Below are 18,710 nucleotides of genomic sequence, written 5' to 3' on the forward strand. Positions count from 1 at the left end.
AGGGCGGAAAGGTCGAGTAGCCGGGCTGTACCGCTGAGTGAAGAGCGAAGGGGAAGAAGGCGGGCTGCCGCGCTGACTCAGCAGGTGGGCGGGCTTCGGGGGCGGTTGGGGTGGGACGGACAATGGGGGCATGCATGTGCGCGCGCCGGAGCTCAAGGGTCGGGGATGGTTGAACACCGGGGGACGGGAGCTCAAGCTCGCCGACTTCCGCGGACGCTTTTTGTTGCTCGATTTCTGGACTTTTTGCTGTGTGAACTGTCTGCATGTGCTGGACGAGTTGCGGCCGTTGGAGGAGAAGTACGGCGATGCGCTGGTGATCGTCGGCGTGCATTCGCCGAAGTTCGCGCATGAAGGGGAAGAGGCGGCCGTCAAGGCGGCGGTGGAGCGGTACGAGGTGGGGCATCCCGTGCTGGACGACCCCGAGCTGGTGACCTGGCAGAACTACACCGCTCGGGCCTGGCCGACGCTGGTGCTGGTGGATCCGAACGGGTACATCGTCGCGCAGTACTCCGGTGAGGGGCACGAGCACGCGCTGGACGCCCAGCTGGCCGAGTTGATCGCCGAGCACGAGGAGGCCGGCACGCTCACCCGGGGCAAATCGCCGTACGTCGCGCCGGAGCCCGAGCCGACCGAACTGCGGTTCCCGGCCAAGGTGGTTGCTTATGGCAATGGGTTCTTGGTGGCCGACGCGGGGAACCACAGCATCGTCGAGCTGGCGGACGATGCGACGACGGTGGTGAGGCGGTTCGGGACCAAGCGGCGCGGATTCGCCGATGGACCTGCCGACGAAGCATCCTTCTCCGAGCCGAACGGACTGACCGTACTTCCCGACGAGATCGCGGCGGAGGTCGGTTATGACGTGGTGGTCGCCGACACCGTGAACCACGCGCTCCGCGGGATCAACCTGAGCACCGGCGAAACCCGCACGCTCGTGGGCACTGGCAAGCAGTGGATGGACGGCGACGGCACCGGCGTACTGAGTTCGCCGTGGGATGTCGCCTGGTGGCAGGACAAGATCTGGATCGCGATGGCCGGTGTCCACCAGCTGTGGACGTTCGACCCGTTCACCGGGACGACCGAAGTGGCCGCCGGTACGACGAACGAAGGTCTCCGCGACGGCGCGAAGGAGCAGGCCTGGTTCGCTCAGACCAGCGGCCTCGCGGTCGACGGCGACCGGCTGTGGCTCGCGGACTCCGAGATCTCGGCCCTGCGCTGGGTGGACACCGAGGTACACACTGCCGTCGGAACCGGCTTGTTCGACTTCGGCCTGCGTGACGGCAAGGCCGAGGAGGCGTTGCTCCAGCACCCGCTCGGCGTGACGGTCCTCCCGGACGGGTCGATCGCGATCGCCGACACGTACAACGGCGCCGTACGCCGGTACGATCCGCGCGCCGGCCTGGTGGAGACGATGGCGACCGGGCTCGCCGAGCCGAGCGGAGCTGTTGTCTCAGGCAACGAACTGCTGGTGGTGGAATCGACCGCGCACCGGCTGACCCGGATCCCGCTGGGTGCGTCGGCGAAGCCGGACGAGTTCTCCACAAGGACCCAGCGGCCGCCGATGGAGATCGCGGCCGGCGAGGTGACGCTGGAGGTGGTGTTCTCGCCGCCGCCGGGGCAGAAGCTCGACGATCGGTACGGGCCGTCCACCCGGCTCCTGGTGTCGTCGACGCCGGAGGCGCTGCTGAAGGAGGGCGCGGGCGACACGACCGACCTGGTCCGTCGCCTGGTGATCGACGAGCGCGTGGGCGACGGGGTGCTGCACGTCGCAGTACAGGCCGCTTCTTGTGACGACTCGGCCGAGGTGGAGTTCCCGGCCTGCCATCTGCACCGTCAGGACTGGGGCGTACCAGTGCGAGTGACGACCGAAGCCGCCACTCGCATAGAGCTAGTGCTCTCAGGAGCCGCTAGAAGCTGAGCTGCGAAGGCTGGTGGTGCTGCCCTCTGTCTTTCCTTGCAAAGTCTAATTTAGTGCTTTTGTGCTCGCTCAGCGGAGTTATCCACAAGGCTATTCGGTGATGTCCCGGTGGTGTTCCTCGACGACGCGGTATTCCTCTTCGACCGCGGGGTCGATGGCTTCGGTCGGGACGCGGCGGCGCCGGTTCGTGATGTAGAACGACAGGGCGATCCCAGCCAGGCCGGCGAGCATCAGGATGTACCCGACCGCGGTCAGGTTGACGGCGTCCCAGGAGTCGCGGACGGCGAACGCGAAGATGGCGCCCACCACCATCAAGAAGATCCCCACACCGATGCTCATACCCGAGCCCTCCTCGAGAAGATTCAGACACTTAGACGCTACGCCCGTCACAGCACCGAGGTCCATCACCTACGTGTGTCGATGGTCACCGACGGCAACGGGCCGGGCTGCTACGACCTCCACGTACCCGCGCGTAAACCCGCATAGCGGGTCAGTTGGAGCGGAGGGCTACATCGCCGCTGACTGTGGTGGCGGTGATCTTGTGGTTCGCCGACGCGTTGCTGGTGAGGTTGTTGTCGACCTCGCCGCTCCTGGTGTCCGTCTGGATCTGGTAGTCGCCGGCCGGGGCTTCGACGGTGATGTCGCCGCTGGTGTCCTCGGCCTTGACGTCGGTGGCCTCGTCGAGGGCGATCGTCAGGTCACCGGAGACGGTCTTCGCGTTCACAGGACCGGCCTTGAGGTGCTCGGCGTGCAGGTCACCCGAGCTCGCGTCGAAATCGAGCTTTCCCGACAGGCCGTCGATCACCGCGTCGCCGGAGGCGAGGGTGAGCTTGACGTCGCCGCTGACGTCTTCGAGTTCGACCTTGCCGGAGTTCGAACTCGCGTTCACTCCGCTGACGCCGGCGATCGAGAGGTCGCCGCTGCCGTGCTCGCCGGTCACCTTCGTACCGCGCGGGACGGTCACCTCGAAGTCGACGTGGCACTGCCAGCCGCAGTCGTTGGTCAGCCGGAGCGTCTCGCCGTCGACCTTGTACGCATCACCGTGCTTCACCAGCCAGTAGGAGCGCTTCTCCTTGATGGTGGTCTTGTCGCTGTCACCGACCTTGATGGTGATGTCGGCATTCGCGGAGTCGAGCCTGACCTCCGAGATCCTGCTGGTCACCTCGTGCTGGTCGCTGGAGTCCTTGTCGCCGACCATCCAGAGCGTGCAAACCGCGCCCGCCGCCACGAGCAACGCACCCACCTGCCGGGTGTCAGCCATCGCCATCCGCCTCTTCTCGTCCCTGCCTCAGCGTGTCGCTCGACAGTAGGTCCGGGACGCCGGCAGCCGGATCAGGCACAACCCTCAGAACCGCCCTGACCCCGACCCCAGAAACAACCTGGGTGGGCCTCAGGACTTGTAGTCGCCGCGGGATACTGCGGCCGGGAGGTCGTTGCCCAGGGCGCCGAAGAAGGTGCGGGCCCAGAGGTCGGTGCCGTGCCAGTACGGGCCGTCGTCGCCGGGGAGCGACTTCGGTGCTACACCTCGCTTGAGCGCCTGGCGGCATTCCGCACACAGCGGCAGAGTCACCGTAGTGCCGTCGGACTCCACCTGCGTCGGACGGCCGGAAGCCCTTCCGTGCAAGGGATTGAAGGCACACAGCGCCTGTACTACGGGAGGCTTGCGCCCCTCCGCGAGAGCCTTCGCGATCTCCAGTTCGCGCCGGCCTTGGTCGAGCAGCACCATCGCACCCACGACGTCGACCAGATCGCGCGATGCGTCCAGTACTCGCCCGGCCGCGTCGTGTGCGTCAAGAGCCAACTGCTGATGGCGTAGCCCGTCACCGGCCACGGTCGGCAGAGCGGCCAGTTCCGAACCGAGGTCGGTCAGTTCCGCCGTCGTCTCCCGGGTCAGCCGACGGCGACGTTCCGCGGCCACCGTCGCGGCGACATGCGGCGGAATGCTGAACGGCTTCTCCCGACGCGGTGCACCGGCCCCACCACCGCGCCGCCGCAACCCGATCCACAACCCGAGCGCGACGAGAATCGCCAACACCGCGACAACGATGCCCAAGGCAACCAAACCGCCAGAGACGCCGTCGCTGGAGGAGTCGTCGCTCGGCCTGGTTCCGGTCCCCTCCGGCTTGGGCGTGGCGGCCGGCAGCGGCGGCCCGGCCAACAGCTCATAGAACCGAGCCAGTACTTCGGTCGGCCCCGCGTCGTACCCGGTGTCGTCCAGCGCCCGGTCCCGGGCCGCGTTCAGGATCTTCCAGTCGAGAGTCGGGACGTCCCTGACCTCGAACCACGGGAAGCGCCCGCCGCCGTCGACCACGACGTACAGGCCGGGTTTGCGCAGCGCGTCCGTCACCAGCGTGATGACGTTGCGTTCCTTGCCCTGGAACGCGTCGCTCGGGCTCAGCGGCAACACGATCGTGTACACCGGATAGCCGAGCGCCTTCGCCTTCGTCCGGACCTCACCGACCATCTTCGCGGACAGCGCCGGCGCATACACCGGATCGATGTACACCGGATCCTTCACCAGCGCGGCAGCGATCTCTCGAGCGCGCTCAGCCGGCGTCTCTTCTGCATGGCTTGGCGCTGTCTGACTCAGAGAGCTATCGACGGGGGTCGCCAGCGCCGGGGCAGGCAGAGCGAGGGCACCGAGGAGGAGCATGCCGGCAACGAGGCCGAGGCGGGGCTTCATGACTGTCCTTCGCGTCGTCGGGCGACCAGGGCCGCCAGGCCTAGGACCGGCAGGGCGAGGATTGCTCCGCCCAGCAGGCCGAGGGTGAATCCACCGAGTCCGTTGCCGATCGCTTTGGCCGGTGTGAACGGCTCCGGTTCGTACGTCGGTTCCGGCTCGTCTGGCAACGGTGTCGTGCGGGCCGCACGTGGTTGGTAACTGTCGTCCACCTCGACCTCCTCCAGGTAGGCGGCGACCTCGTCGGCAGCAGTCGCCTTGGATGAGGTGGCGTAGGTGGTCCGCGGACTGCGTACTGCGATCAGGTGGGCCGCGCCGCTCGTCGAGTGCTGGTCGAGGACCAGGTAGAGACCGGGCTTGCCGTTGGCCACCGCGAGCCAGCCGGCGAGTTGGACGACGTCCTCCTTCTCCGGGAACCACGGGCCGGTCGGCAGAGCCGCGGCGTACACCGGGACCGGCGCCCTCGCGATCAGTGCCGCCACCTGCCGCACTGACTCCGCCTCGAACCCTTCCGACCCGGCGAACAACGGATCGACGTACACCCGATTCGTCTTCCAGGCAGCGACGGCCGCCGTCACTCGCGGATCGGACCGGAAGTCGGCGTGGGCAGGCGTGGTGGTGGTCAGTACGACGAGCAGGCCGGCCGCCAGAGCCAGCAGGAGCCGCCTCATCGGCCGACCCCGTAGACGCGCTCGACGCGGTCCGCCAGATCGTCTTCGAGTGCACCGAATCCGGTCGCCAGCAGCGGCTCTTGTTTCGGATCGAGAGTCCAGTACGGAACGGCCTTGCGATCAAGCCCGAGCAACCCGGACTTCTTCCACAACCGGAACCCGCGCGGGGTCTCACCCCGAGCCAGAATCCGGGCGCAGGCAGGACAAGTCGGTACTTCGGTATCTTCGGTCCAGGCGGCCTGGACACTGCCCGGCTGATGAGTCGGGTCGAAGAAGCAAGGCGGCTGGACCTCCTTGCCACCGGCAGCCTGTTGAGCCTGCCGAGCGAGTACCAGCGCACCTGCGGTCGCCGCGAGATCCTCCGGGGCCGCACTCCGAAGCGCCCGCGCGGCGGCCAACCTCTCCGCAGCGTCGTCCCGCTGATCCAGCAGCTCAGGCAGCTTCACCTTCGCCCGGGCCCGGTCCGACGCCGTGATCCGAGCCTCCAGACTTCGTACTGCGCGATCCGCCTTCGCAATCCATCGATCCGCCTGCAGCTGAACCGAGGTGATGCGGGCCGGCGTTCCAGCCTTGCTCGAGCTGGTCTTCGCCTGCGTCGACCTGGGCCGGCGTTTCGTGGACGGTCGCCGTCGTTGGTGCCGCAATGTCAGACCGATCACCAGCAGGAAGCCGGCCAGCCCACCGGCTCCCATGCCGATGAAGACGGACAGATCTTCCTTGTCCGTGGTCGAGGGGCCGGAGTCGTCCTCGTCCGCCGGTTCCAGGTCACCGGCCGGTACGTCGGGCAGCGGGCGGCCGTCGTACGCCGTCGCCGCTTGCTGGATGGTCCGGACGATGCCCGGCGCGGGCCGGGTGGTGACGAGCTTGTGGTCCCACTTGTCGTCCAGCTGGACCCGGGTGAGGCTGCGCCCTTTCAGTCCACCCGGCCGGATCAAGGTCTCCTCGCCCGACCAGTAGTCGCCGGTGACCGTCCAGACCAGGTACAACCCGGGCTGCCCGACGCGTGCCTGCAGCAACGTCGGCAGGTCGAGATCACCCGACCTCGTGAGGGGCGTCCGCGGCAGCAGCGCGACGTACACCGGGAAGTTCACCGTCCGGGTCGCTGCGCGGATGCGGTCCAGCTCGGCCTGCGGGAAGCTCGGCCGCATCGCCGGATAGAGGTAGAGGTGATCGGTCCGCCAGGCCGCGGCGATCTGATCCGGTAGTTCCGGCGGAGCGGCCGCGGCGGGGACGGGGAAGAAGAAGGCGAGCGCGGCCAGTGGCACCAGGCGCAGGAGTCGGGCGGACATCGGAGTCAGCGTACGGCGCGGCGGAGCCGGACGAGATGCTGCCTGCGGAGTTCGACGACGAGGGGACACGCCTTCGTTGACGCTGTCCCGGTCGCCGGGGTTCCGGACGAAGCGCGGCCCTGGCCTGGACAGGGGAGACCAAGCCAGGGGCGCGCATCGCACGGGCAGAAACGTTCCTTCATCTGCCCTGCGCTCACCAGGGCAGATCGCGGGGCAGATCAGCTGCCCCGCTACCGGGCCTCCGACTCGGCCCGCGCAAGCGGCCGAGCCGGAGGTGCTTCATCGGCGACCGGTCAGAAGGCGGACTCGGGCAGGTCCATCACGTCGAGGTCGGTCAGCTCGGCCTTGATCCGCTCGGCGCGGACGGTCGGCATCGTGGACCGGACGAACCACTGCGCGGCCGCGAGCTTGCCGGCGTAGAAGTCCTGGTCCGCGGGCGACAGTTCGCCGCCCAGCTTCTCCAGTGCGACCTCGGCCTGCCGCAGCATCAGCCAGGAGCAGACCACGTCGCCGAGCACGTACAGCAGCCGGGAGGTGTTCAGGCCGACCTTGTAGACGTTGCGCGGGTCGCCGTTCTCCGCCTGCGGGTTGCTCGACATCAGCGCCTGGCCCATCACGCCGAGGATCTTCTGGGTGTCCTCCAGGCCCTTGGCGAGCAGTCCGCGCTCCTCCTTCAGCCGGCCGTTGCCGGCCTCGGAGGCGACGAACTCCTGGATCTGCTCGGCGAGGTGGCCGAGCGCCTTGCCCTGGTCCTTGATGATCTTGCGGAAGAACAGGTCCTGGCCCTGGATCGCCGTGGTGCCTTCGTACAGGGTGTCGATCTTGGCGTCGCGGACGTACTGCTCGATCGGGTAGTCCTGCAGGAAGCCCGAGCCGCCGAAGGTCTGCAGCGACTCGGTGCCGAGCAGGGTCCACGACTTCTCGGAGCCGTAGCCCTTCACCAGCGGGAGCAGCAGATCGTTGACCCGCTCTGCCTCGAGATCGTGCTCCCCGGCGTACCGGGCCTGCTCGGCGCGATCCTGGTACGTCGCGGTGAACAGCACCAGGGCACGCAGCGCCTCGGAGTACGACTTCTGCGTCATCAGCGAGCGGCGGACGTCGGGGTGGTGGGTGATCGTGACGCGCGGGGCGTCCTTCGCCGGGTTGGTCAGGTCGGCGCCCTGGACCCGCTCCTTGGCGTACTCGAGTGCGTTCAGGTAGCCGGTCGACAGGGTCGCGATCGCCTTCGTGCCGACCATCATCCGCGCGTACTCGATCACCTGGAACATCTGCGCGATGCCGTCGTGCACCTCGCCGAGCAGGTAGCCCTTGGCCGGGATCGTCTCGCCGAAGGTGATCTCGCAGGTGGTGGACACCTTGATGCCCATCTTCTTCTCGACGTTCGTGACGAAGGCGCCGTTGCGCTCCCCGGTCAGCTCGCCGGTTTCCAGATCGAAGTCGTACTTCGGTACGACGAACAGGCTGAGCCCCTTCGTGCCGGGGCCGCCGACGCCCTCGATGCCCTGCGGGCGGGCCAGCACCAGGTGCACGATGTTCTCGGTCATGTCGTGGTCGCCCGAGGTGATGAACCGCTTGACGCCCTCGATGTGCCAGGTGCCGTCGTCCTGCAGGGTGGCCTTGGTCCGGCCCGCGCCGACGTCGGAGCCGGCGTCCGGCTCGGTCAGCACCATCGTCGCGCCCCAACCGCGGTCGATCATGTGCTGGGCGATCAACTTGTCCCGCTCGGTGCCGTTGCGCCACAGCACATGGGCGAAGTTCGGCCCGGCGGCGTAGATGTGGATGGCCGGGTTCGCGCCCAGGACCATCTCGGCGGCGGCCCAGCGCAGCGACGGCGGGGTCGGCTGGCCACCGAGCTCCGGCGGCAGCTCGAGCTTGTACCACTCGGCGTCCATGTAGGCCTGGTAGCCCTTCTTGAACGCCTCGGGCATGGTCACCGAGTGCGTCTCCGGGTCGAACACCGGCGGGTTGCGGTCGGAGTCCTCGAAGGACGCGGCCAGCTCGTTCTTCGCCAGCCGGTCGATCTCGCCGAGCACCTCACGCGCGGTGTCGACGTCCATGTCGGCGTACGGCCCCTGTCCGAGCACCTCGCCACGGCCCAGGACCTCGAGCAGATTGAACTCGATGTCCCGCAGATTCGACTTGTAGTGGCTCACGCGGTTTCCCCTGCCTCTTCGCTGCATATACTCACGAGTAACTTAAGTATATACCCGCCAGTAACAGACGCAAAGGGAGTTGGCTGGGGCAATGACTGTGAAGCTCGTCTACGAGACGCACTCGACGACCGTCGACAACGAGCGGGGCGTGGCGACCGGGTGGTTGCCGGGGGAGTTGTCGGAGGAGGGGAAACGTCATTCGGTGGAGCTGGGGCAACGGCGATCGGACGTCGACGCGATCTTCAGCTCGGACCTGCGCCGCGCGGTACAGACCGTCGAGCTCGCCTTCGAAGGACGGGATGTCCCGCGCTTCCAGGACTGGCGCCTGCGCGAATGCAACTACGGCGACCTCAACGGCGCCCCGAGGGAACGCCTCGAACCACGCCGCCGGTACGTCGATCACCCGTTCCCCGGCGGTGGCCAGAGCTACCGCCAGGTCCTCGCCCTCACCCAGTCCTTCGTCTCCGACCTCAAGACCCTGTACGACGGTCGCACGGTCCTCGTCGTCGCCCACTCGGCCAACCGCTGGTCCCTCCAGCACCTCCTCCACGGCACCCCGCTCGAAGACCTCGTCGACGCCCCCTTCGACTGGCAGCCCGGCTGGGAGTACGAGGTCTGAAAACGTCGGCCGGGTCGCCGCGATGGAAGTTTTAGACCAAGATGAGAACTGGTGAGGGAGGAAAGTTACGGGGGCTGATCCGAGGAGAGCTATGAGCAGCACCGCACGGGTTGAGGTCCGGGTGGACCGGCGGTCGTTGGTGGCCGGGACGGTCGGCAACTTCGTCGAGTGGTACGAGTTCGGCGCCTACGGCTTCTTCGCGACCGTGATCGCGGCGAACTTCTTCAGCAGTACTTCGACCAGTGACGCCGAGAGCCTGATCAAGACCTACGCCTCGTTCGCGCTGGCCTTCTTCTTCCGCCCGATCGGCGCGGCCGTCTTCGGGCGCCTCGGTGACCGGATCGGCCGGCGGCCGACCCTGATCCTCGTCCTGTTGCTGATGACCGGCTCGACCACGCTCATCGGCGTACTCCCGACGTACGCGACCGTCGGTGCCGCGGCGCCCTGGTTGCTCACGCTGGTCCGCGCGCTCCAAGGGCTGTCCGCAGGTGGTGAGTTCGGCGGTGCGGTCTCGATCATGACCGAGTTCGCCCCGAAGACGAAACGCGGCCTGTACGGCGCCTGGCAGTCCTTCACCGTCGCGCTCGGGCTGCTCGCGGGTGCCGGGCTGGCCGCCGTCCTCGCGACGACCCTCAGCAAGGATGCGCTCTCCGACTGGGGTTGGCGCGTGCCGTTCCTGCTCGCGCTCCCGCTGGGCCTGGTGGCGCTGTGGTTGCGCCTGCGGTTGGCGGAGACGCCCAACTTCGACCGGGTCAAGGAAGAGCTACGAGAGCCCGCCGACAAGGCCGAGGTGGCCAAGGCGATCGCGCTCGGGATCGGCCGGCTGATGGGCTGGTCGGCGGCCGGCTACACCTTCTTGGTGGTGATGCCGTCCTACCTGCAGGCGACCTTGCATGCGACGTTCCAGCAGGCGCTGGTGGCGACGGTGCTGGCGAACCTCGGCTTCGCGGTGTCGATCATGCCGGCGGGCTGGCTGAGCGACCGGATCGGTCGCCGCCCGGTGATGGTGACCGGCGCCGCACTGGTCGTGGTACTGGCGTTCCCGTTGATGAATCTCCTGCAGGACAAGGGGAGTTCGACTGCGGCGAAGGGGGCCGCGGTGTTCGTGGCCGGCCTGGTCGTCGGGCTGATGGCCGGACCGGGTCCGGCGATGCTGGCCGAGATGTTCCCGACCCGGGCGCGCTACACCGGCCTGGGGCTGGCCTACTCGCTGTCGAACGCGGTCTTCTCCGGCAGCGCCGGGCTGATCATCACCGAGTTGATCAAGCGGACGCACAACGTCGACATTCCGGCGTACTACGTGGCGGTCACCTCTGCCGTCAGCGTGCTCGCCTTGCTCACGCTGCGCGGCGACGACCATCGACGAGAGCTGCGGGACTGAGGTATGCGCGTCATCGGATTGATGTCGGGGACGTCGTACGACGCGATCGACGCGGCAGCAGCAGATCTCCGGTTGGAGGGCGACACGATCGTCCTCACCCCATTGGGTTTGCTGAGCCGGCCCTATCCGGACCACCTGCGCCGGGAGCTGGCGGGGTCGTTGCCGCCAGCAACCACGTCACTGGAGCAGGTCTGCCGGCTGGACACCGGCATTGGACAGGCCTTCGCCGCGGCGGCCGGACAAGCGGTCGAGCAACTCTGCGGCGGTCACGCCGATCTGATCGTCTCCCACGGCCAGACCGTCTTCCACTGGGTCGACGGCGACCAGGTCCGCGGCACGCTCCAACTCGGCCAGCCGGCCTGGATCGCCGAAGCGACGGGCAGCACCGTCGTCTCGGACCTGCGCTCGCGAGACGTCGCGGCCGGTGGCCAGGGCGCACCGCTGGTCAGCATCATCGACGTCCTCTGGCTGCGCGGGCGCCCCGGGACGCCGGTCGCGCTCAACCTCGGCGGGATCGCCAACATCACCGTGATCCGCGACGAGCCGATCGCCTTCGACACCGGGCCGGCCAACGCGCTCGCCGACGCTGTCGTCCAGGAACTCACGGGCGGCCGGGCGAGCTTCGACGCGGACGGAGTCATGGCCGGCCGCGGCACTATCCACCCCGAGTTGTTCGAGCGACTCCTGGTCGAGCCGTACTACGGCCGGCCGGCACCCAAGAGCACCGGCAAGGAGCTGTTCCATCTCGGCTACCTGGCGCACGCGATGGACGGCCTGCCCGAGATCGCGCCGGACGATCTGGTCGCCACCGTGACCGCGTTGACCGCCCGGACCGTCGCCGATGCGGTGCACGCGTACGGCGGGACGGAGGTGATCGCAGCCGGTGGTGGGATCCGCAATCCGGCCCTGATGCACCGGCTCGCGGAGGAGTTGGGTGACGGCGTTCCACTCCGAAGTACGGACGAACTCGGGTTGCCTTCGGTCGCCAAGGAGGCGTACGCGTTCGCAGTACTGGGGTTTCTGACGGTGAACGGGCTGGGCGGGACCGTGCCGAGTTGCACGGGCGCGCGGCACGCGAGTTTGCTCGGGTCGATCACGCCCGGTGTGGGCCCGATGCCGCTGCAGTCGCCGCCCGCGGTGGCACCGGTGAAGTTGCGATTGAACTGAACCCAGCGGCATGTGACGATCCAGCGGTGATCACCGCCAAGGAAGTCCAGGTCGACGGCCGTCCCGCGCTGCTGACAGTCCCCACCGACGAGCCCGTCCGAGCCGGGGTCGTCGCGCTGCACGGGTCCGGCAACTCGTCGTACCGGCAGGTGATCTTCGAGCATCTCGCCAACACGCTCGCACCGCTCGGGGTTGCCGTCCTCAGCTTCGAACGGGAACCCTGGCCGCGCGACGACGTCGACATCCCGTACGACGTCCAAGCGGCGGGCGCGGTCGCGGCGTACCAGGTGCTCAAGTCGTACTACGACGTGCCGACCGGCTTCTGGGGAGTGAGCCAGGGAACGTGGATCGCGGCGCTGGCGGCCCAACGGCTGCCGGAAACCGCGTTCATGCTGCTGCTCGGCTGCTCCGGAGTCAGCCCGGCCGAGCAGATGCGGCACGCCACGATCGAGTCCGTCCGGCGGGCCGGGTACGACGAGGCCGCGGTCGCCGGAGCCGTGGAGATCCGCGACCAGGTGGCGGACCTGCTGCGCGGCAAGATCGATCGCGCGCCGGTGGACGAGCTGCTGCGGCGGCAGGCGGACCAGCCGTGGTTCGACCTGGCCGGCATCCCCGTGGACCTGGGCGACGAGCTGCCGCTGTGGCACGAGATCGACTTCGCCTCCGAGCCCCTCTATGCGACGGTCACCTGCCCCGTGCTGCTGATCCACGGTGAAGACGAGGCGAACCTGCCCGTCCCCGAGACGCTGGAAGTCTGGCGCCGGGCCGCGGCGGCGTCGGGCAACACCCAGATCGAGAGCGTCCGCATCCCCGGGGTCGGGCACTGGCCGGGGTCACCCGATCGCTCGCTGGAAGGGATCAGCGCCGACTACACGGCGATCCTGCGCGACTGGACCTCGAGATTCCTTACTCGTTGACCCAGGCAAGGATCTTGCGAGCCGATTCCTCCGGCGTACCGTCGCCGGCGACCGAGCGGGGGACCAGCTTGCGGATCTCGGCGGCGTCGGCGAGCGCCTCGGCGATCTGCTCCTCGGACCACCCGCGCGCAGCGAGTCGCTGCCGGCGTACGGCGTCCGGGCAGTCCAAATGCAGCCAGCGGCCCTCGGGCAGCTGGCGCGGGACGCCCGGTGTCAACAGCAGCATGGGAGTGCCGGACCGCCGGACCAGTTCGGTGATCCGCAACCAGAGCGCGTTGTACGCCGGCCAGTTGGCCGCCGCGGCCGAGGTGGCGATGTCGACGCCGAGCACCCGGCCCTCGGCATCCAGCAGCTCGTCCATGTCCATCACGACCAGCTGGCCCTCGCCGACGGACGTGGACCGGCGCAGCCGCAGCAATTCGGGCACGACGGTCGACTTGCCCGCGCCGGGCGCTCCGGTCACCACGAACAACCTCGACACGGTCCTATTTTCACCTCCGACCGCGACTCGGGCAGCTCCAGCTCGGGAGTTGACCTTCGACTTGGTCGAAGTCTCAGGATCGGCGGCATGACAGACGAGCTGCTGACCATCAGTACCTTCGCGCGGCGGGTCGGGCTGACGCCGAGCGCCCTGCGGTTCTACGACGACTGCGGACTGCTTCGCCCGGCCGAGGTGGACGACCAGAACGGCTACCGGTACTACTCACCGGAGCAGGAGCAGCGCGCTGTGTTGCTGCGGGATCTGCGAGAGATCGACCTGCCACTGGCCGACGTACGCGTCGTCCTGGACGAGGAGCCTGCGCAGGGGGCAGCCGTGGTGCGGGCGCATCTGCGGACGGTCGAGGGTCGCGCGGACACGGCTCGGCGGGCGGGCGCGCGGATCCTGGCGATGCTGCCGGCGGTGCCGTACGAATGCGCGGTGACGTTGGGCGGAGCGGAGCTGGCCAGTGCGATCCGGCAGGTTTCCGCGGCCGCGGCACCGACCGATGAGATTCCGGCGCTGGCCTGCGTACTGGTCGAACTCGGTGAGGACGAGGTCACGCTGGTCGCCAGCGACCGGTACCGGTTGTCGGTGCGCAAGCTGCAGTCGCTCGGCTTCCGGGGCAACGCCCGCAGCCTGCTGGTGAAGGCGACGGAGCTGGTCGAGCTGGGGCGTTGGGCGGCCGCGGCGGAGAAGGTGACGATCGAGGCGGGCCCTGGCGGGTCGGCAAGCGTGCGGACCGCTGAAGAGTCGCGGGAGGTCGGGGTGGTCGAGGACGACTTCCCGGCGTACCAGGGGATTCTGGACGGGCTGGCGACGCCGGTCTGCCGGGTGGTGGTGGACCGGCTGCGGCTGCTCGAGCTGCTGACCGGCGAGATCGTTGCCCTGGACATCAAACCCGGCCGGTTGACGGTGGGTGAGGTCGGCGAGAACGGTGCAGCCATCGCGCCGAGCACGGGTGAGCTCGAGGTGGTCGGGGTCGGAGAGGTGCGGGTCGGGTTCACGGCGGCAGTCTTGGCGGCCGCGCTGAGTGTGAGCGTCGGACCGGACGTCCTGCTGGAGATCTCCGAGCCGGCCACTCCCGTCGTCGTCCGCTCAGCTGACCAGGGCACCTTCACCACCTTGGTCATGCCTGCTCGTCTCGACGGGTGACGCGCGGCTACTACGGCTGGCTCGCAGGCGCGTCGCTCTCGGCCTTTGGCGACACCGCGTTGTTCTTCGCACTGGGCTGGGCGGCGTCGGGCATCGGCCCGCACGCCGCCGGCCTGGTGCTGACCGCGTACACCTTGCCGCGCGCAGTCCTGCTGATCCTCGGCGGTGTCCTCGGTGACCGCCACGGCCCTCGCCAAGTGCTATTGGCCAGCCACTGCCTGCTCGCCGTACTGACTTTCGCCCTTGCCTACGCGACCCACCTCACCGGTACTACGGTGGCGCTGCTCCTGGCGACTGCAGCGATCATCGGCACTGTAGACGCCTTCGCGCTCCCAGCAGCCGGTTCGTTCCCACGTCTCTTCGCCGGTGACGACGAACTGCCCCGAGCGATGGCGCTGAAAACGTCCACCCAGCAGTTGGTCACCCTAGTCGCAGGACCGGCAGGCGGTGCGTTGGTCGCCTTCGCCGGCCTGGTGGGCGCGCTGGTCGTCGACGGCTTCACCTTCGCGGTCGCTTTCGCCGTACTGCTGGCGATCCGCCCGCCCAACCAACCTCCCGAACCACAGGCTCAGCGGTCGGTGCTGGCGGAGGCCATGGACGGGCTGCGGCTCGCCTGGTCGGACCGCGTACTACGGGCGCTCTTGCTGACCGTTGCGCTCGCCGGCGCCTCGGTGCTGCCAGTGACTTCGTTGTGCGTGCCGCTATTGGCGCGCGCTCACCACTGGGCCCCTTCGCAAGCCGGCGTCATCGTCGGAGCAACAGTGGCGGGCGGCTTGGCGGTTGCCTTACTGGTAGCCCGAGTCGGCACGTACGTCTCGCTGGGCGCGGGTGCCGCTGCTGGATGCTTGGTTGCCGCCGCGGGGCTCTGTGGGCTGGCTGTGGCGCCTTCGGTGCCGTTGGCGGTCGGGTCCGCGGTGGTGCAAGGCGTGGGAGTCGGACTCTTCGGTGCTCATCTGTCGCCGTTGTTCGTGGCGAGTACGCCGCGCTCGCACCTGAGTCGCCTGCAGTCGGTGCTGGTGCTGATGCAGACGCTTCCGCTGATCGTGTCCAACAACTTGCTCGGGGCGGTTGCAGGGGTCAGCCCGCGGCTCGCAGTACTGCTGTGTGCGGCTGGGCTGGCCGGAGCAGGGGCCTGTTCGGCCACGCTGCGAACTGCTCGGACTGCCGTGATCTGAGCTGATAGGGGTACCTTGAGGGGATCGGAGGGGTGGACGTTCACTGTCGAGCGCCTTGGAGTCTCCGGTCTGACGAGGCGATATCGATGTCGATTCCGCTGTACCTACCGTCGTCCCGCCCCCTGTCGCGTTCGCGGAACCCAGCGAGCCCGGACGGCCCCGTTGCCGCCGGGCGCCTGACCGGAGTGGGTGAGCCGGTCCGGCGTACGCCGTCGGACATCACCTTGGCGGTGATCTTCGCCGAACTGACCGCGGCGCGCGCCGCCAACCAGGCCGAACGCGGTACGCCACGGCTGGGCAGTGCGGGCGGCCCGCGCGCAGACCGCCTCCTGGTCAGCCTGGAGACCTGCGTGCACGCGCTCGAGGACCGCAACCTCCCGATCCCGCCGACGCTCAGAGACGAACTGCGCCTCCGCCGCGCCCTGTACCCGACGCCCAGGCGCTAGGACGCGGCGGTCCGCCCCACGACGCCGTGGACGGACGGACAGCGCGGTGAGTCAGGATCGCGGCGACTCCGGTAGATATGGCGAGAGCAGCAGATCCAGCTGGTCCCGCAGGAAGTCGGTGAGGCTGCCCCAGCCGTTCACGGCCCAGACCTGCAGGGCGCCGTTGAAACAGACCAGGGTCAGCCGCGCCAGGGCCGGCACGTCCACGTCGGGCTTGAGCTCGCCCGCCTGCTGAGCGGCTGCCAGCAACCGGGTCGAGCTGTCGACGATCGCGGCCGAGTGTGCGAGGGCGTGGTTGCGGAACTCGGGATCGGCGACATCCAGCTGGACGAAGCCGAGTCCGTTGCCGAGCTCCTCGCGATGCTTGATGTGGGCAACGCTGGACAGGGCGAAGTCGCGCAAAGCCGCCAGTGGTGAGGTGTTCCGGGCCTCGGCCTCCTGGACCGCGCGCAGGACCACGTGGGGCGACCGCGCCGCCGAGGCCAGCAGGAGCCCGCGCTTGGACCCGAACCGCTGCATCAGGGTCGGTGGAGCGAGCCCGACGCGCGCGCCGACGGCCGCGAGGGTGAGCTTGGCGGGGCCGAGCTCGGCCAGCACCTGGCGGGTCGCGTCCAGGATCGCGTCGTCACTGATCAGACGGGGTCTGGCCACGGCACCCCCACTCCCGATTTGTGAACGGCCATTCGTTAACTCGGCCGAGAGTAACAGATCTTTGTCCGATCAGTTATTCCTTCACGACGGGTGGACGGCGAGGTGCGCCTCGCTAAGGTCTGTTCCGGTCGGCCCTCCGCCACGGGCCGAACTTGTCGTACCAACGGGGAGCTCCACCATGCGTTTCGCCCGCGTCGTCCTCGGCCTGTTGCTGGCCCTGGCCGGCTTGCTGATCACGATCGCCGGTGCCGTCGCCGCCTTCTGGCTGGTCGGCCCGGACGACACCGTCGACACCGGTGAACACCGGCTGACCGGCAAAGGTCTCGCGGTGATGACCGCGCCGGACCTGCTCGACCGGCACGGTCCGACGCTGCACGTGACGGCGACGTCGGCCAAGCCGGTCTTCGTCGGGATCGGCCAGGACCTCGACGTGGCCAGCTACCTCGCCAGCTCGCAGTACTCGCGGGTGGTCCGGCTGAGCCTGCCGCCGAAGTTCGAGACCCAGGAGATGACGGGCGGCCTGCGCCCGCTCACCCCGCCGGCCGGGCTGGACTGGTGGACGGTGAAGGCCAGCGGTGCGGGTAAGCAGTCGATCAGCTGGCCGATCGCCGACGGCGCGTACGACGTGGTCGCGATGAACGCCGACGGTACGCCGGGGACCGAGGTCGGGCTGACCCTCGGCGTGCAGCTGGCCGGGTTGTTCGGGACCTGCCTGCTGATCTTCGGGGCCGGGCTGGTGCTGCTGGTGGTCGGGCTGATGCTGCTGTTCTTCCGGCGGCGGCGTCCCCCGGTGCCGCTTCCCGCCGTGGCGGTGGTCAAGCCGCTGCCCGAGTTCGTGACGGCGAGCGCTTCGTCGGGGCCCTCTTCGCCGTCGAACCACGCGCCCTCGAACCATGCGCCGGCGTACCAGTCGCCGACGTACAAGGGCCCGGCTCGCCGGGTCGCCGGTACGGCGGTGTTGTTGCTGGTGGCAACTGGTTGTGTCGCGGTGCCGGTGAAGAACACCAGCGCGTCGACGAGCCGTCCGGCGGTCACGGTGGCCGATGGCCAGGCCGTCGTCGCGCGGTACAACGAGCTGAACAACCAGGCCAACCAGGCCCGCGACCCGAAGCGGTCGGAGGCGATCGAGGGCAACCCGACACTGGCGATGACCCGGGCGGGGTACCAGATCAGCCGCATCACCGACCCGGCCGGCAAGAACCTGATCAAGCCGTTCACCTACGTCAAACCGAAGATCGGCGCGCCGCAGTTCAGCTCGTACCCGATGCGGTTCGTGGTCGACTCCGGCGTCTCCAACGATCCGAACAGCCGCCAGCTCGGCGTGTGGCAACGGCAGAACGCCGGTACGCCGTGGGTGCTGACGCACTCGGTCTACCCGGCGTCGACGATGCCGCTGCCACCACTGGAGGGGCTGCGGATCCCGGCCCAGGCGGACATGGACAAGTTGTCCACCTTGCCGCAGGCGGCCGCCGCCAATCTGGCGGTCTACCTCACCGGCGGCGCGCGATCCCCCAAGTCCGCGCTCTTCACCCCGTCGCCCGGCATGGTCAACCTGCTGAACCAGCGGGTGAAGGAACGGACCGCCGACGTGGCGCAGAGCTACATCGCGAACGCCACCGACACGTTCCACCCGGCCGGTGATCCGGTCACCTTCATCACCTCGGCCGGCGAAGGGCTCGTCTTCCTGACCGTCACCGAGCAGTACCTGCAGCTGATCGAGCCGGGTTCCAACGCCTACTGGACCAGCGGCGAGGTGACCGCCTTCAGCAGGATGGTCAAGTACACCCAGACCCTGCACCGCGACTACCTGCACCAGATCGCCCTCGTCATCCCCCTCAAGGGCCACGGCCGCATCCGTGTCCTGTCCATGGACGGTCAACTGGTCGGCGCCGGCGGGTCCTGATCACGGTTGGTTATCGGGGGTTGTGTGCGGTCGATGAGGGGTTGATGCTGTAGGCCGGTTGCCGGCGAGGCAGGTGGGGATCGGTCTCGCGGCATTGGGGGAACAAGGGT

At 68.7% G+C, this 18,710-nt stretch carries 17 protein-coding genes; 9 read left to right on the plus strand and 8 right to left on the minus strand.

Annotation, left to right across the window (positions count from 1 at the left end; all coding sequences use genetic code 11):
- Window positions 1-130: 130 nt before the first annotated feature.
- Window positions 131-1,915: an NHL domain-containing thioredoxin family protein gene (locus EV138_RS18320; RefSeq protein ID WP_133980097.1), complete on the plus strand. Its 1,785-nt coding sequence runs from the start codon at window positions 131-133 to the stop codon at window positions 1,913-1,915.
- A gap of 90 nt (window positions 1,916-2,005) precedes the next feature.
- Here the strand turns inward: EV138_RS18320 and EV138_RS18325 are convergent, their stop codons facing one another.
- From EV138_RS18325 to EV138_RS18350, 6 genes are all read right to left on the minus strand, one after another.
- Window positions 2,006-2,254: a DUF6458 family protein gene (locus EV138_RS18325; protein ID WP_112248670.1), complete on the minus strand. Its 249-nt coding sequence runs from the start codon at window positions 2,252-2,254 to the stop codon at window positions 2,006-2,008.
- A 151-nt stretch (window positions 2,255-2,405) separates the two neighbouring features.
- Window positions 2,406-3,182: a DUF4097 family beta strand repeat-containing protein gene (locus EV138_RS18330; RefSeq protein WP_133980098.1), complete on the minus strand. Its 777-nt coding sequence runs from the start codon at window positions 3,180-3,182 to the stop codon at window positions 2,406-2,408.
- A 123-nt stretch (window positions 3,183-3,305) separates the two neighbouring features.
- Window positions 3,306-4,598 carry a hypothetical protein gene (locus EV138_RS18335; RefSeq protein ID WP_238158211.1) on the minus strand — a complete coding sequence of 431 codons (1,293 nt, stop codon included), beginning with the start codon at window positions 4,596-4,598 and terminating at the stop codon, window positions 3,306-3,308.
- On the minus strand, window positions 4,595-5,266 hold the full coding sequence (locus tag EV138_RS18340) for a hypothetical protein (protein ID WP_133980099.1): 672 nt from the start codon (window positions 5,264-5,266) through the stop codon (window positions 4,595-4,597). Before EV138_RS18340 ends, EV138_RS18335 begins: the two co-directional genes overlap by 4 nt.
- A complete protein-coding gene (locus EV138_RS18345) occupies window positions 5,263-6,555 on the minus strand; it encodes a hypothetical protein (RefSeq protein WP_133980100.1) in 1,293 nt (430 codons plus the stop codon). The genes EV138_RS18340 and EV138_RS18345 overlap by 4 nt, the downstream gene beginning before the upstream one ends.
- Window positions 6,556-6,848: 293 nt before the next feature.
- Window positions 6,849-8,708: an acyl-CoA dehydrogenase gene (locus tag EV138_RS18350; RefSeq protein WP_133980101.1), complete on the minus strand. Its 1,860-nt coding sequence runs from the start codon at window positions 8,706-8,708 to the stop codon at window positions 6,849-6,851.
- A 91-nt stretch (window positions 8,709-8,799) separates the two neighbouring features.
- On the opposite strand from EV138_RS18350, the gene EV138_RS18355 reads away from it, so the two are divergent.
- The 4 genes from EV138_RS18355 (at window position 8,800) to EV138_RS18370 (ending at window position 12,792) form a co-directional block, all read left to right on the plus strand.
- On the plus strand, window positions 8,800-9,327 hold the full coding sequence (locus EV138_RS18355) for a histidine phosphatase family protein (RefSeq protein ID WP_133980102.1): 528 nt from the start codon (window positions 8,800-8,802) through the stop codon (window positions 9,325-9,327).
- Between the two features lie 91 nt (window positions 9,328-9,418).
- Window positions 9,419-10,708, plus strand: a complete 1,290-nt coding sequence (locus tag EV138_RS18360) for an MFS transporter (protein ID WP_133980103.1) — start codon at window positions 9,419-9,421, stop codon at window positions 10,706-10,708.
- 3 nt (window positions 10,709-10,711) lie between these two features.
- Window positions 10,712-11,875, plus strand: a complete 1,164-nt coding sequence (locus EV138_RS18365) for an anhydro-N-acetylmuramic acid kinase (protein ID WP_133980104.1) — start codon at window positions 10,712-10,714, stop codon at window positions 11,873-11,875.
- 26 nt (window positions 11,876-11,901) lie between these two features.
- Window positions 11,902-12,792: an alpha/beta hydrolase family protein gene (locus tag EV138_RS18370; protein WP_133980105.1), complete on the plus strand. Its 891-nt coding sequence runs from the start codon at window positions 11,902-11,904 to the stop codon at window positions 12,790-12,792.
- Here EV138_RS18370 and EV138_RS18375 read toward each other — a convergent pair.
- The gene (locus EV138_RS18375; protein ID WP_238158212.1) at window positions 12,782-13,273 is read right to left on the minus strand and encodes an AAA family ATPase; all 492 of its coding nucleotides are present in this window, start codon (window positions 13,271-13,273) and stop codon (window positions 12,782-12,784) included. The two genes, EV138_RS18370 and EV138_RS18375, sit on opposite strands and share 11 nt — an antisense overlap.
- Before the next feature lie 87 nt (window positions 13,274-13,360).
- Between EV138_RS18375 and EV138_RS18380 the strand changes: the two genes are divergently transcribed.
- The 3 genes from EV138_RS18380 (at window position 13,361) to EV138_RS18390 (ending at window position 16,046) form a co-directional block, all read left to right on the plus strand.
- Entirely contained in the window at window positions 13,361-14,425 is a 1,065-nt protein-coding gene (locus tag EV138_RS18380) for a DNA polymerase III subunit beta family protein (RefSeq protein WP_133980106.1), read from the plus strand.
- Window positions 14,422-15,600 carry an MFS transporter gene (locus tag EV138_RS18385; RefSeq protein WP_133980107.1) on the plus strand — a complete coding sequence of 393 codons (1,179 nt, stop codon included), beginning with the start codon at window positions 14,422-14,424 and terminating at the stop codon, window positions 15,598-15,600. Before EV138_RS18380 ends, EV138_RS18385 begins: the two co-directional genes overlap by 4 nt.
- An 86-nt stretch (window positions 15,601-15,686) precedes the next feature.
- Window positions 15,687-16,046: a hypothetical protein gene (locus EV138_RS18390; protein ID WP_133980108.1), complete on the plus strand. Its 360-nt coding sequence runs from the start codon at window positions 15,687-15,689 to the stop codon at window positions 16,044-16,046.
- Between the two features lie 51 nt (window positions 16,047-16,097).
- Here EV138_RS18390 and EV138_RS18395 read toward each other — a convergent pair whose 3' ends face one another.
- The gene (locus tag EV138_RS18395) at window positions 16,098-16,697 is read right to left on the minus strand and encodes a TetR/AcrR family transcriptional regulator (RefSeq protein ID WP_166678632.1); all 600 of its coding nucleotides are present in this window, start codon (window positions 16,695-16,697) and stop codon (window positions 16,098-16,100) included.
- A 178-nt stretch (window positions 16,698-16,875) separates the two neighbouring features.
- Here EV138_RS18395 and EV138_RS18400 point away from each other — a divergent pair, with 178 nt between their 5' ends.
- Window positions 16,876-18,600 (plus strand): DUF8094 domain-containing protein, encoded by a 1,725-nt coding sequence (locus EV138_RS18400; RefSeq protein ID WP_133980110.1) that lies wholly within the window; start codon window positions 16,876-16,878, stop codon window positions 18,598-18,600.
- The last annotated feature ends 110 nt before the right edge of the window (window positions 18,601-18,710 follow it).

The sequence above is a fragment of the Kribbella voronezhensis genome (assembly GCF_004365175.1).
Classification (GTDB): domain Bacteria; phylum Actinomycetota; class Actinomycetes; order Propionibacteriales; family Kribbellaceae; genus Kribbella; species Kribbella voronezhensis.